The 12,835-nt window shown below is 53.2% G+C and carries 14 protein-coding genes; 8 read left to right on the forward strand and 6 right to left on the reverse strand.

Translation table 11 applies throughout. From position 1 onward, the window contains the following. The first annotated feature begins 20 nt into the window (after nt 1-20). The 6 genes from AC1Q67_RS12100 (at nt 21) to AC1Q67_RS12125 (ending at nt 4,731) form a co-directional block, all read left to right on the forward strand. Nucleotides 21-1,211 carry an aromatic ring-hydroxylating oxygenase subunit alpha gene (locus AC1Q67_RS12100; protein ID WP_492233925.1) on the forward strand — a complete coding sequence of 397 codons (1,191 nt, stop codon included), beginning with the start codon at nt 21-23 and terminating at the stop codon, nt 1,209-1,211. Continuing rightward, entirely contained in the window at nt 1,212-1,724 is a 513-nt protein-coding gene (locus AC1Q67_RS12105; protein ID WP_492233924.1) for a nuclear transport factor 2 family protein, read from the forward strand. Between the two features lie 9 nt (nt 1,725-1,733). Continuing rightward, entirely contained in the window at nt 1,734-2,066 is a 333-nt protein-coding gene (locus AC1Q67_RS12110; RefSeq protein ID WP_111835218.1) for a Rieske 2Fe-2S domain-containing protein, read from the forward strand. Between the two features lie 34 nt (nt 2,067-2,100). Then, nucleotides 2,101-3,147, forward strand: a complete 1,047-nt coding sequence (locus tag AC1Q67_RS12115) for an ABC transporter substrate-binding protein (protein WP_111835217.1) — start codon at nt 2,101-2,103, stop codon at nt 3,145-3,147. A gap of 61 nt (nt 3,148-3,208) precedes the next feature. Continuing rightward, a complete protein-coding gene (locus AC1Q67_RS12120) occupies nt 3,209-3,973 on the forward strand; it encodes an ABC transporter ATP-binding protein (RefSeq protein WP_492233923.1) in 765 nt (254 codons plus the stop codon). After that, nucleotides 3,970-4,731 carry an ABC transporter permease gene (locus AC1Q67_RS12125; protein WP_492233922.1) on the forward strand — a complete coding sequence of 254 codons (762 nt, stop codon included), beginning with the start codon at nt 3,970-3,972 and terminating at the stop codon, nt 4,729-4,731. The genes AC1Q67_RS12120 and AC1Q67_RS12125 overlap by 4 nt, the downstream gene beginning before the upstream one ends. 198 nt (nt 4,732-4,929) lie before the next feature. Here the strand turns inward: AC1Q67_RS12125 and AC1Q67_RS12130 are convergent, their stop codons facing one another. From AC1Q67_RS12130 to AC1Q67_RS12140, 3 genes are all read right to left on the reverse strand, one after another. Further along, nucleotides 4,930-5,235 carry a transposase gene (locus tag AC1Q67_RS12130; RefSeq protein ID WP_492238154.1) on the reverse strand — a complete coding sequence of 102 codons (306 nt, stop codon included), beginning with the start codon at nt 5,233-5,235 and terminating at the stop codon, nt 4,930-4,932. Nucleotides 5,236-5,410: 175 nt separating this feature from the next. Further along, on the reverse strand, nt 5,411-6,679 hold the full coding sequence (locus AC1Q67_RS12135; RefSeq protein ID WP_492233921.1) for an MFS transporter: 1,269 nt from the start codon (nt 6,677-6,679) through the stop codon (nt 5,411-5,413). Between the two features lie 475 nt (nt 6,680-7,154). Next, nucleotides 7,155-7,391 (reverse strand): helix-turn-helix domain-containing protein, encoded by a 237-nt coding sequence (locus AC1Q67_RS12140; RefSeq protein WP_492233920.1) that lies wholly within the window; start codon nt 7,389-7,391, stop codon nt 7,155-7,157. Here AC1Q67_RS12140 and AC1Q67_RS12145 point away from each other — a divergent pair. Both AC1Q67_RS12145 and AC1Q67_RS12150 read left to right on the forward strand, forming a co-directional pair. Beyond that, nucleotides 7,344-7,715, forward strand: a complete 372-nt coding sequence (locus AC1Q67_RS12145) for a hypothetical protein (RefSeq protein ID WP_492233919.1) — start codon at nt 7,344-7,346, stop codon at nt 7,713-7,715. The two genes, AC1Q67_RS12140 and AC1Q67_RS12145, sit on opposite strands and share 48 nt — an antisense overlap. A 40-nt stretch (nt 7,716-7,755) precedes the next feature. Further along, complete coding sequence (locus AC1Q67_RS12150; protein WP_492233918.1) at nt 7,756-8,370, forward strand: superinfection immunity protein; 615 nt, start codon at nt 7,756-7,758, stop codon at nt 8,368-8,370. A gap of 468 nt (nt 8,371-8,838) precedes the next feature. Here AC1Q67_RS12150 and AC1Q67_RS12155 read toward each other — a convergent pair whose 3' ends face one another. From AC1Q67_RS12155 to AC1Q67_RS12165, 3 genes are all read right to left on the reverse strand, one after another. Beyond that, nucleotides 8,839-9,525, reverse strand: coding sequence for a hypothetical protein (locus tag AC1Q67_RS12155; protein WP_492233917.1), 687 nt, complete (start codon nt 9,523-9,525; stop codon nt 8,839-8,841). A 111-nt stretch (nt 9,526-9,636) separates the two neighbouring features. Next, the gene (locus AC1Q67_RS12160; RefSeq protein WP_492233916.1) at nt 9,637-11,523 is read right to left on the reverse strand and encodes a DUF3631 domain-containing protein; all 1,887 of its coding nucleotides are present in this window, start codon (nt 11,521-11,523) and stop codon (nt 9,637-9,639) included. Then, on the reverse strand, nt 11,520-11,915 hold the full coding sequence (locus AC1Q67_RS12165; RefSeq protein ID WP_146744785.1) for a hypothetical protein: 396 nt from the start codon (nt 11,913-11,915) through the stop codon (nt 11,520-11,522). Before AC1Q67_RS12165 ends, AC1Q67_RS12160 begins: the two co-directional genes overlap by 4 nt. Between the last annotated feature and the right edge of the window lie 920 nt (nt 11,916-12,835).

The raw sequence follows: 12,835 nt of genomic DNA on the forward strand, positions 1-12,835 counted from the left end.
GAATGAATTCGGAGTAACCAATGCAATCAACATCGATCCAAGTTTCTCATAGCCTTCGTTCTGATCACTATGTGGACAATAAGATCTACTCTGATCCGGCCATCTTTAAGATTGAGCAGGAGAAGATCTTTAAGAAAGTTTGGAAGTTTGCTTGCTGCGAATCGGAAGTCCCGAACAAGAACGACTACCGCTCGTTGAGTGTTGCCGGTGTTCCATTATTCGTCGCCAGAAGTCCTGACGGTAAGCTGCGGGCATTCGTAAATTCGTGTTCTCATAGGGGGGCAAAAATTGTTGATGTTCCTCGCGGGAACGCCCGCGAGTTGGAGTGTCCTTTCCATCGTTGGACATACAACACCTACGGTGAGTGCACGACAATTCCGAGAGAAGAGGCATTTGCTTCTGCTGGGATCGACAAGAGCAAATGTGGGCTGCCGGAAGTTCGGTGCGAGTCACTACACGGGCTGGTGTTCGTAAACCTGGATCAAGAAGCGAAGCCCTTAGTCGAGTGGCTTGGTGGATGCTTGGAAATCTTTGATGATCTCTTCGGGAAGGCGGAACTGGAGGTTTTTCATTTTCATGAGCAAGTAGTGAAGTCCAACTGGAAGCATTGGCAGGAAACAAACATGGAGCTCTATCACGAGTATCTACATGTCTTGAATCGCCAAACGAGCATGCGCGAACCAGCGTACTTCAAACGTAAATGGCGGGGATACTCTGGCGGACACGCAACACTCGATCCTCTGGTCGTGGATTACAGCAAAATGAAGGGGATGAAATCGCGCGGAGGTTATGAGCTTCCTGGATTGCAGCCGAACGAGTTTCGTTTGGTCGACATATTCCCCGACGTGATGTTGAATTGCCGCGCTACTGTTATGCGAATTGATACGCAAATGCCTATCAGTCCCAGCGAAACCCTCGTGCAATTTCGTGGCCTTGGCGTTAAGGGCGAACCGGCAGACGTGCGAAAAGCGCGGCTACGCGACCATGCAGAATTTTGGGGTCCATTTGGACGCAACTTGCCGGAAGATCAGTTTGCGGCCGAGCGCCAAACAGAGACGATGAAAGGCGAGGCGACTCCGATTTCCCTCATGGCGAGGGAAGAAGACAACATGACGCAAGATGATTTTCCAATTCGAGAATATTATCGGGAATGGTCTGCTCTGACTGGCTTAAATCCAGCCGATCCACGGCCTGCCGCGACAGGTGCTTAAATGCAAAAAAATGCGCCACTGGAAGCGGAACATATCCGAAATAAACTCTCTCGCCCCGAGGTTGTCGGAGAAATACAGAGCACTATCGCCCACGCGAATTATCTGATGGACGCAGAAAAGTTCGTAGATTGGTTGGCTCTCACTCATTCGACTTTCACTTATGGAATCTACGCCTTTAGCCCAGAAATTCAGGGTGAGGTGGTTTTGATGGAAAAGGATCGAGCAGGTCTGAAGTTGCTCTTTGATCAACTGACGATGCATGAACGATATCCGGATAAGTTTCGTAGAATCGTCGGAGGAAGCTTTCTCAGCGGAATGTTTGATAACGGATGCAGCGCGGTGACGGCAATCTCAGTCTATCATACCAATGTAGCTGGCGTATCAGCGTTATTTTGCGTTGGCACCTATGAAGATACCTTTGTGCTCACCGAGGAGTCACGATTTGCTCTGGCTGCTCGCAAAGTTACTCTTGATACTCGTCGACTTCCGTTTGGGTCACACATTCCAATGTAGGAGCAACTAGTGACCTGGCAGTTTGTTATTGATCTCGATGAGCTTGAAATTGGTGAGGTCAAGGAAGTTTCCTTGGATAGCAAAATTTCGGTTGTTGCCCTTCGGACGGATGACTTCGTGAGAGTCATTCCCCCGCTGTGTCCGCATATGGAAGAGCCACTTCGGCATGGTTTCTGCGAGGGAAACACCGTTACCTGCAGTAAGCACTTTTGGGAGTGGAATGCGAACGATGGCTCTGTTCTCGAAAGCGCCGATAAGCCACTTCATATGTATGAGTCTAAAGTAGAAAACGGGAAAGTGTTCGCTTTCATAGAAGAAGAATTCTCATACGAGTACGATTGAATCAAAAGCGAACCATCAAACGGGAGGATCGAGAGTGCTTATCAAGCAATCCAAGACTATAGCTATTGTTGGTGTGTTGATCGGCGGTCTACTAGTAGCGATGATCGAATCAGCCGATGCTCAAGATAAAAAAGCTATGGGTCGTGGGGAAACGGTTCGAATAAACACTTTTCCTGGTTCGATCATTAATCTGCCGATTTGGGTTATGAATGACCAGGGCTTTTGCCGAGAGAGAAACTTAAAATGCGACCCCACAGATATTCCTTCAGCGCCGCTAGCGTTGCAGGCACTTGTTGGAGGTAGTTTAGACCTCAATTTTTCGGCGACCGATGTGGCGCTTCAATCAGTGTCTCGCGGAAACAAAATTAAGATCGTCGGAGCGCTTGCGCCGAATAACATCTTTACGTTGAACGTTGGCAACGAAGTCCCGCTCCCAAACCTAAAGGCAGGCTATCCAGCTGTAATGCAAGACCTAAAGGGTAAGAGAATCGGAGTAACGGCCCGGGGCGCAGCAACTGAAATTATGACGCGCGCCCTTTTCGCTGGAGCCGGTGTAGACCCGGATAGTGTCACTTACGTTGCGGTGGGCTCACCCGCCACCTCTTATCCCATGCTTGTAGCAAAGCAGCTCGACGCAGCAATGATGTTTGAGCCTTTCGCTACGCTATGCAGAACGCAGAAATCATGCGTGACGGCAGTCAGCTTAGCTAATGGCGATGGACCTGCGGATGTTAAAGCTCTTAACGGAGCGTTTCTACCCTTGCTTGCCACGGACAGTTACATCGCCGCGAATCCGCACGTAGTTAAAGCATTTGTCGAAGGCATGGCCGACGCAATCGATTGGACTCAAAAGCCCGAAAATTTTGCAAAAGTTCTTAAGATTGCTAAATCGCACATGTCGCTCGGTAATCTCCCTGATCCTGAAACGCTTCTTGAAGAACTTGTTAAAGCCGAGATTCCAACACTGGGTGTGCGTGTCGATCGCAAATCAGTGGCTGCATATTCAGATCTTCTTCTGAAGTACAAAGTAACTGACAAGCCAGTAACCGTGGATGCGATTGTCTATGCCGATGCCCCATAAAGCTAATGTCACTCAGCTTCGGCAGCAATCCATGTCAGCCCCGCGAAACGCGGCATTGGAGATGAACGGCCGTATCCAGGTAGATAACGTAAGCCAAAAGTTCGGAGGGGTGGTCGTTTTAGACGATGTATCACTCGCGGTCGAGCCGAGGCAGTTTATCTCACTTATCGGACCGAGCGGATGCGGAAAGACCACGCTATTAAACTTAATAGCAGGGCTAATACCTCTAGCAAGCGGCTCCATTGGAGTGTCGGGTACCTCGCCGAATGCCGGGCGTCGCGATGTGGCTTACATGCTCGCCAGGGACTCGTTACTCCCTTGGAGAACCGCGCAGCAAAACGCAGAGTTCGGTTGCGAAATCAGGGGCGTTGAGAAAGAGATCCGTCGACTAAAGGCGGAGAAATTGCTCGAGCAAGTCGGTCTTAAAGGGTTCGAAGACTCTTTCCCAAAAATGTTGTCGCACGGAATGCGGCAACGCGTTGCTCTTGCGCGAACGTTTTGCCTAGACGCCCCAATTTTGCTGATGGACGAGCCCTTTGGCGCGCTGGACGCGCAGACCAAACTTCAACTCGGGGAGATACTTTTATCGCTTTGGAACAAGGAGCAGCGCACGGTCGTGCTTGTCACGCATGACCTCGGTGAAGCAATTTCCCTTTCGGACCGTGTTATTGTTGTGAGCGCACGTCCCGGCAAAATTCTTGCTGATGTTGCGATCGATCTTCCCAGGCCCCGTTCTGCTCGTGCGTTGCAAAAAGACCATCGCTTCCACGAACTCTATGCAGAATTGTGGAGCAAGCTTGAGATTGCTCTGGGAGGATCGATATGAGCCAACTTATCCGCCCACCCCTTTGGATCGGGCAAGTAATCTTTCTGTTTGCGCTTGGTGCCCTCTGGCAGGCCTTGGCCAATTACGGTTTCATAAACCCGATTTTAATCGGCGATCCGGTTGGAATCCTGCTATTTCTCTATAATGGGCTTTTCACTAATTACACTCTTGTTCCCCACCTTCTTTGGACGCTTTGGGCGACAGTCTCCGCATTTTTGATCGGGAGCATTCTTGGGATCGGCGTCGGCTCGCTCTTTGTCGCCTATCCCGGGCTCGAAAAATTCTTGGAACCGATATTTGCCGGGCTGAATGCTTTGCCGCGCGTAGCGCTTGCGCCGCTCTTCCTCCTGTGGTTTGGACTTGGAATATCGTCAAAGATTGCGCTGGGTGCGAGTCTAACGTTCTTCATCGTCTTGAGCGGTACGGTCGCGGGTGCGCGAAGCGTTGATTCTGATCATTTAACGCTGTCGCGAATGCTAGGGGCAACGTCCACTCAGATTTTTACCCAGATCACGCTTCCAGGTGCGGTGCCAACGCTTTTCTCCAGCTTACGTCTTGGGCTGATTTATGCTCTCCTTGGAGTCGTCGCCGGCGAACTTCTCGCTGCAAGGGCGGGCCTCGGACAAGCATTGAGCCTATTTGCAGGGAGTTTCCAGACCAACGGAGTGTTTGCAGTTTTGTTTCTTCTCGCTTTGATCGGAAGTTGCATCCTAGCCGCTATGAACCGTGTCGAAGCGCGATTTCTGCGCTGGAAATAGATCAGCCTCGTTCGACCTACCGACGGCCGCCTTCTGAAAGTTGCTGTCGATGGGCAATGCGACCGGCCGGCTATAATGCTATCAAACTCGCTCGGTACGCGATGGAGATGTGGGAGCCCCAAATGTTCGACGCCGATCCGCAATCGAGCCGGTGATCGGCCACCTCAAGGCCGAAGGTCACCTCGGCCGCTGGGCCGATCACGCGCCGGCTTTCAATGCACAAAGTCTTTGCGTCCGGCCGACCCGGACCGTCACGCCGCGGATCTTGACCTCGATCGTTCCGGCACGGGCCTCGGCCTTGCACCGCGGCGCCCTCCGTTGCGGAACAGGAGACGGTCCCGCATTCACAACTGCCGGCACGAACTGCAGCCCGTCAGCCTCAGAACGTTCAGCCTCGGAATCTCGCAATTGACGTCGCCAGCCAAACAACTGCTGCGGTGATAATCCATGGCATCGAGCCACGGCACAGACCGAGTCTCCGCTGGTCGCGATCTCAGCGACAATCCCGGCCTTGTCTTCACGCCATGTCCGCCGCGCCCGGCACCGGTGAACACTTCCAGCCGGCGGACCGGCTCTGTGAGAGCAATATGTTCAGTGTCCATTCTAAGCCTAACGGTCAAAACCAGACCGCAGACTCGCAGATCACGACATCATCCGGAAGGCGGCCGCGGGACACCGCTTACCCTTTAAATTGCTGCTTGCGAGTTGCATACAGGAGCGGCTGCGCAACCAAACTTCCGGCAAGAATAAGTCCGCTCGCAAACGCAAACCCGGTTTTGTAATTACCGAGTGCGTCTCTGAATAATCCGCCCGCCCAACTACCAAATCCGGCGCAGATGAACGATAAGCACCACATCGTGGCCAACCAAAATCCGAACTGTCGAGCTGGAAAGTTAGCACGCGCTGAGGTTCCGTAAGCCGGGAAGGCTGCCCCGAAGCCGATGCCAAAGATAGCCGCTCCTGTGGAAATCAAGAATACAGATTGTTCCGAAAACGCGACAACCATAATTCCAATTGCAATAATTAAATTGCTAGCGAGGATGACTCTTGAGGAATCTATCGATTTTAACAGATATCCCGCTGCCAATCGGGACACGATAGTGGCGCCTAGTGTTGAACTCATCAACGCGGACGACGTAAATGGATCAATTGCGCTCTCTTCGCAGAAGATCATGAAGTGGCCAATGAACAGAAAACTACCAATGCTACAGACAGCGAAATGTGCCATCGCAAAATAATAAGTAAACCAATTTGTGCTCGGTTGCTGTTCAGTCTCTGGTTCTATGGACGCCGAAGTTATCGGCGGCTCACGGATAAACACGAGACTCGCGAGCCCGATTACTGCAGTAGATGCAATCCCATAATTTAGCAATGCGCTACGCCAGCCATTATGCAACGCCATATCGCGCAAGATTAGCGGGACTACTATCCCGCCCACACCTTGGCCGCAGGTAACGATAGCGATCGCATAAGTTCGGTTATGGTCAAACCACCGGCTGGCCGCAGCGGTGATTGGGCTAAAAAACGTACCTTGCCCAATTCCGCCAACTAGAATTCCGTACGCAAGCGCGATTTGCCAGAATTCATCGGCGCGGCTGGCAATTAGCAATCCCGCACCAATTGAGATTGCTGCCAACAGGGCGAGCCTTAAGAAATTCATTCGGTCGGATGCGTATCCAATCACCAAGCTTCCGACAGCTGCGCCAACTAAGGCTGCCGTATGAACCAGTGAAAGCTTGCCGCGAGACCAAAAGAGCTCGTCCGACATGGGTTTCATTAAGATAGGAACTGAAGTCACCGCGCCGAAGCTCAGGGATGTCATCAACAATGAAAGGCAAGCGACAACCCAACTATAGGCACCCTCCGACGTCTTCACTTTCGCTGATTCAGAATATTCGATCACAATGAGCTCGATGCGCGACACAAAACGGGGTGTGGCCTGAAACAATCATTTCCACTGTAGTAAGCGCTTCTTAGCGTTAGTCATGATTAGGATGATTACGCTGCCAACCACCGCTAGAAAAGACGTCGCCGGACGCTCGAATGCGAATGATTAGACTCGTCTGACCGTTAGTCGTTGTCATGGAAAGATGGTGGAGGGAATCCGGCTTAATGGGTAAATACTAAGTGCATTCTCCTTACCTTCACAGCGCCGTCTGGGTCTATGTGAAGACCTAGCAGGTCTAAAGCGCTTCATTTAGGCTTGGAGCCGTAAGGCGCGGCCTCTGCGATCTTCGCGCTAACGCTTAGGCTTTAGAATGCTGCCTACACACGTTACCAACACGATGGGGGTCAGGGAGGCGACGATTTCGGCTCGATACAATCGTTCGTGCGTTTCAGGTGTAGAATCGCCGATAGTTCTGGGGATCGAAAGTGAAGCCGCGAAACATAAGCGCTGGTTTCCTGTTTAAGGCGGTCTGGAACTATGTGCATTTTTTGGCTGACTTGCGAGCTAACGGCTTGAGGAATGTGTCGGGTGGCACGTCCAGCACTGCCGCAAACTTCCCGATAATCTCAAGCCCGACGTAGGCAACCCCTCGCTCCAGTTTGCTCACATGGGCTCGGTCCACGTCAGAATCGTGGGCCAGCTGCTCTTGGGAGAGACCCCTTTCATGCCGGATGCGGCGCAGATTGGCTGCGAATGGCTGGCGGATATCCATGCCGCCAACCAACCGCGCTATCGCGACACGCTTGATACCGCATTCCTTTGGTCTGCATTCTTCGGCGTCTACGCCGATGCTTATGCTGTCAGAGCGGATAATCAAATTGATCGTGGCATAGATCCTATGCCGGAGCTGATGGATGGCGTGCGCATGCTGGTCGCTTACGAGAAGCGATGCATGAGCGATACCAGACGCTTCGCACTCCAGCCGACAGACTCTGACGTTCTGATTGTCCTCTATCCGGGCTTTTACGTTCCCGGCTGCATGCCGACTCCCACGAGCAATAAGACAGAGTCCTTCCTGCTAGGTGCGCGGAACTGAACGAGCGACTGTCATTCAATAAGCGAGAGGGTTTTACGGGATGTCAGAAGTTGCGAACATTGCACTGGAGATCGAAAATCTCGACGAGCTGCGAATTCGAAAGGTCATTACTGACGAGGAATTTGCAGACCGAAAAGCAAAGCTTCTAGCGCCAACTAAACCGGGCAATCCGCCAACGCAAAAACGACCAGGTACAATACTGGCAGTCTCGGTTATCGCGGTGTCGTTGCTGGTGGGTGCTGCTTACGGCGGAAACGGTGCAGTCATTCTCGGGACTATGTTCGGCTTATTCATTTATCTGCTACCGGCCTTTATCGCGTATCAGCGCTGGCACACGAACAGGCACGCCATTCTGGTTATCAACCTCTTCTTGGGCTGGTCGATTATTGGTTGGCTCGGGGCGTTGATCTGGTCGGCGACCTCCGCAACGACAAAATCGACAACGGCGTCAGTCGCACTCGTAGGAGGAGTCTTGGCTGCAAGTTCGATGTTCTCGGCAGACGTGCGGGCTCAAGAACTCTATCCGGACATTGCTCGGGAACATATCGCAGCTTATCGGGACCTAGATGACAAAGCTTACCTTTGTGAAATATCTGCGGCTAAAATTTGCTCCCCGTTTGAATGGCGAGCAAGCGGCGATCATGGCGTCAAATGAATTTGCGGTACACAACCACCGGTCGTTTCTATCAACTAATGAGCAGCCATGATCTTCAAGCTAAGGCAGGATTACATTTTGCCGTCGTCACGAGCTTTGCGCTCGTACCCAGCAATCTCTTCCTTCGTGAACTGCCGTACCGGAGATGCTGGACCGTATTTGTTTCCGCGAAAGCCACGCGTGCGTGCTGATCCAGGACGAACCTGAGGATTAATCTTATCCCGCTCTTCGTATGGATACTCGCCGGAGGTTTTAATGTGGGTGAGATCTGAAGTGGTCTTTGTTTTACTGTAGCGACTATCGTTCGGCATATTCGTTTGACCTGTAAATTAGCTGATACTGAGTGAGCTGTTAAAATTTCAATGACTATCATTTTGACAACTATTGTACGTAGCCGCAGACCAGAACGATCTGCAGCTTCTCGGAGTTCATGACAAAAGCGACGGGGAGACTGGCTCGACGTGCCGTTTAGTCGAGGAGGTCGATCGGCCACATCGTGCGGTCGAAAACCCACTCTAAGTCAAGTTGCTTCAGGTTATAGCGATCTAACCTGTCTTTGTTTTTGATCGGGGACGAATGAATCGAGCCCTTGATATTGTGGGCCCGGCAAACGCTTTCCCAGATGCTTTTGGCGCCCGCGTCGAATGACGGCAGTCCCGCTGTTGGGATATCGATCAGCGCATGGAAATGAAGCGGCGCAAATGTTCCCATCTTGCTCCATATCTCCGGCACAACAACGAAGTTCTGAGCGGCGAAATCAAGTTCCAATTTTGCAGACCGGTGTATGCCTCTCAACATGCGCACCAAAAATTCGCGAATACATTCCCGCGCGATATTTGCGTCTTCAGGTTGAAAGACTTCGTGCCAATCTAACTTGAAAACCAACTCACGGTTCGCTGGCATGGAATTGAGTTTAAAGACTGCATCCTTTCGGATAGCTGCGTGCTGATCGGCGAGCGTACGCGCTCCCCTGGCTGCAATCGTCAGTTCAAACGGCGTTTTTGCCTGCTTGATGCGCTTAATGGCTTCCGAGCGGGAAGTAGGATTCTTGGTGCCATATTTGCCGGTTGCGCCGCGATCGGGCACGTCCTTTGAGCCGGATGCGATAAGACGGCGGAGTTCTTGCTTGAGGCTGAGTTTAGTCATGTCACGCATATTTATATCGGCAAGTCGCATGAACTGGCGGGCAGGCCTAAAAAATTACAGGCAAGAGGGCGAAATGGCGTCCCAGCCGTCCCAGCCGTCCCAGACGCGCTCGTTCATAGCCTATTCGTCCGACTTCTTCGGGTAATGCTTAAACAGCTCGTCGAACTGCTCGCGGCGGTATCCCTTGGCTTGTATCGGGGTGCGAACGTTCATGGGACGGATGTGACGGGGCAGGAGCTTGGCCAATCGAAGCTGACCGTCACTTCCCCACTGACACCATGGCCGATCCTTGAATCCCTTGAGATGCGCAACAAGAGCGGCAGAGCTGATTGCGGCTGCGCCGGTCATATCGAAGCCGGCGCGTATGTCGTGAAGAAGCATCTCTTCTAAGGAAGGCTCGTCCAAGTGGATAGGATCCAGCGCCAAGGCGTCTTTGCGAGCCTGCTGCGCCCACTCCGGACCTGCAAGTTCCGCGATAGCCAGTAAAGGTTCCCATTTGTCGATGCGGCGTGAAGCAAATCCAGTCGGCATTTCTGGAACGGCGTCTAGAAGGTTGCTGACAGCGGTCTCGGCCCAAAGCTTGCAGGTCGCAGCGAGTTCTGCGATTTCGCGCTCATGATTTGGAAGAATGCGCTCGACGTTTTCGCCAGGCAACTTGCGGTGCATGTAAAAAGTTATGCAGCGGCTGGCAAGTGCCGCATTCGGCATCTTGCCAATGCGCGCAATGACTTTAGGACACCACGCACTATAGCTCTTTCCACCCGCACGACGGATTCGCGGGCCATTGCGCTTGCAACCTGCGTTGAAGAACTTGATCAGCGTAATATTCGACGAGGTAAAGTTGAGATCGCCTTCATCGTAGATGATTGTCGCGCCCTGATCGGCAGGTTCAAACAACGACGCGGGCGTCGCGTCGAAGACTTTTTCAACGCTCGGCGAAAGTCCGGCCAAAATGTCGATGAGTACTGTCTTTCCGCTTTCCTGCGCAATCGACTGCACTTCAATGATTGGCGACGTGCGAGCGGCACGAAACGCCCAAAAATGAAGTAGGGCGAGTGCGCTGACACGAGCATACGATTCCGGCAGGATCACGTGACGTGCGATGCGCGACGCCACTGAATTCAACAGTTCGGAAGTCTCATTGGGTGTTGCAACCGTCACCGATACGTCACGCGGCGTGCCGGCTGGCGACGTCGGCGTTGAACGTCCGTCATCGTAAAGACCGCTCTCCTTCGTTGCGCGGTACAGATTGATGTGGTGGGCCAGCACGCTCAGCACGGCACGGCGATCAGGAAGGGCGGGTTTCACCAAAGCTTCCGCTTCGTCGCGAAAAGCAAGAATATCCTCGCCTCGGAAAATGCGGGAAGCCAGGCTTTTTAAGGAACTTGCAACCTCGCTCCAGTGAAGCTGATTCTTGTCATCAAACGATACCCACTGAGCGTCTGCGTAGGCCGACGCAGGCAGCGCGGTGGGATCATCGCTAATCACAACATATCCGTCCGAGCCGTCGATGCGTTTTGCCTTTAGCTCACGCACAGCGTAGCTCTCGCCGGAACTGATCTCGAAGACAGGTAGCTTGAAGTGTTCTGCCAGGTCGACGCCTGCTTCTGCAAGGCCGATATCAGCCGGGCCCGACAGCACGAATTTCCTGCCGCCGGCCGCCTTTGCATTCATGAGCTGCATGAGAAGCGCGCCGGGCAAATGGATACCGTCCTTCCCACTACAATACTTCTCGCGAAGATCATCGCCGGTCACGATGCTGGCGTCTGCCGTTTTGCTGTATACCGAATCGACGCGGCGGTCCTCTAGGGTTAGACCGCCCGGATCCGGTACAAGCGGCGGGCTAATCCCTTCTTCGTGAGAAGGGTTGTCAGTTGATTGGTTTGTAACGGAAATTCCCTTCTCAGAAATGCTGCTTGATGGTGTTGCGTCCGCTTGTGTCGGGTGACCGGGCAAGCGAGCCCCAATGTGCTTGTCATTTGAGCTATTGTTCTCGCCGCCGGTCATGATTTGGCACCGTCGGTTGCTTCGTGGCGATGACGGTGAAGTAAGCCAGCACGTTTGGCGGAGCGTCCGAAATTCTCTGCGACGCCTTCGACGGTTCGCAGGTTCGTTCCGGTGATTTCAACCCTGTGAGCGCGAGGGCGGAACTTGACCCGTACCCCCGGGTAGACCTCAAAATCGCGAACATCGCGAATCTGGAGCAGCGGCCACACTCGCGAGAAGTAGCGGCGGAACTGCTTCTCATCGCCAAAATAGGCGACGCGGGAGACGACTCTATATATGTGTACTGTTGAGCCCACTGTCTCCATGCTGATGGTGGTGTAGACCGAGCGGCGGGTTCGCAGCTCCTTTTTGAGGCGTCGCGCCGTCACAGAACGATTTTTTTCGCTATTCATGAAGAATCCTGCATTTGAAAAGGGTTTGGGAAATCGCCGCTCATGAGCGGAAATCGATATGGGTGCGTCCGAAGGGACCATGGAGAGGTGAGCGAGCCACAAACCGCGTGGACGCGCCTCCGCAATGCTTCAGATCATTTTCGAGCTATCAAGCCGCGCGGGGGCATCGTGCAGCCGATCAGCCGTTTGCGGATGCCTTAGAGACCCATCGCGATAGACTCGTTTTGCAGCGCGCTGCGAGATGTGCTCGTGCCGCATGCTCGAAATCAAAACATAGTAAGGTCAGGGCACCGCGCAAGCAGACGCGGTCCTGCGTGGTGTCCACCAGTGTCGCTAGGTGTCTCGCAACGAAAATAAATTTGATAAAGCGTCAAGAGGCGGCCCTCCGAGCCCACAAATCAGTTGAATTCGAGGTCGGCGCGATTAGGCCTGATTGATCAAGACACATGGGCCACGAGTCCCAGAGGTCCGCCGGCATCAGATTGTTCGCGGTATCGTTTGCGACCTGCTCGATGCGCAGCCGGTCTTGGCGTGGTAGCATCTTGAGGACGCGATGAATGCCGCGGATGCGCATGCTGTCGAAGATCGCGTTGGCGTGCTCCGGTATCAGCGGCTTGATAGTTTCGGTCGGTTAACGCGGATCTTGTCGAACGGATTCTGATGTTCAGCAGTTCGTGGCCGCGGCAGTTCGGTCGCAATCGGCGTTCGCCCTGAGGCGCGTGACACCGTCCTCCGTCGCTGTGCCTTTGTCGTATGCGACAGTTCCGCCGATCTTCCCGATGTAAACCGTCTCCGGGATGCCGGTCGCGCTAGATGCCGTGTTTGCGGACGCCAGAACTCCGCACAATCACCTCATCGGTCGTGATGCCCGCCAGGTCGACGGCGACATCCACGCGTGTGACCTTGCCAGTCAGGACGAA

Source organism: Afipia sp. GW823-FHT06G09, from assembly GCF_058794875.1.

What these genes read in the sequence shown, in the direction of transcription:
- AC1Q67_RS12140 (WP_492233920.1), bottom strand. Translation starts at nt 7,391, where the DNA reads ATGGATATCCGCCAGCCATTCGCAGCCAATCTGCGCCGCATCCGGCAT.
- AC1Q67_RS12155 (WP_492233917.1), bottom strand. Translation starts at nt 9,525, where the DNA reads ATGCGTGACATGACTAAACTCAGCCTCAAGCAAGAACTCCGCCGTCTT.
- AC1Q67_RS12145 (WP_492233919.1), top strand. Translation starts at nt 7,344, where the DNA reads ATGCCGGATGCGGCGCAGATTGGCTGCGAATGGCTGGCGGATATCCAT.
- AC1Q67_RS12165 (WP_146744785.1), bottom strand. Translation starts at nt 11,915, where the DNA reads ATGAATAGCGAAAAAAATCGTTCTGTGACGGCGCGACGCCTCAAAAAG.
- AC1Q67_RS12150 (WP_492233918.1), top strand. Translation starts at nt 7,756, where the DNA reads ATGTCAGAAGTTGCGAACATTGCACTGGAGATCGAAAATCTCGACGAG.
- AC1Q67_RS12160 (WP_492233916.1), bottom strand. Translation starts at nt 11,523, where the DNA reads ATGACCGGCGGCGAGAACAATAGCTCAAATGACAAGCACATTGGGGCT.
- AC1Q67_RS12125 (WP_492233922.1), top strand. Translation starts at nt 3,970, where the DNA reads ATGAGCCAACTTATCCGCCCACCCCTTTGGATCGGGCAAGTAATCTTT.
- AC1Q67_RS12120 (WP_492233923.1), top strand. Translation starts at nt 3,209, where the DNA reads ATGAACGGCCGTATCCAGGTAGATAACGTAAGCCAAAAGTTCGGAGGG.
- AC1Q67_RS12100 (WP_492233925.1), top strand. Translation starts at nt 21, where the DNA reads ATGCAATCAACATCGATCCAAGTTTCTCATAGCCTTCGTTCTGATCAC.
- AC1Q67_RS12105 (WP_492233924.1), top strand. Translation starts at nt 1,212, where the DNA reads ATGCAAAAAAATGCGCCACTGGAAGCGGAACATATCCGAAATAAACTC.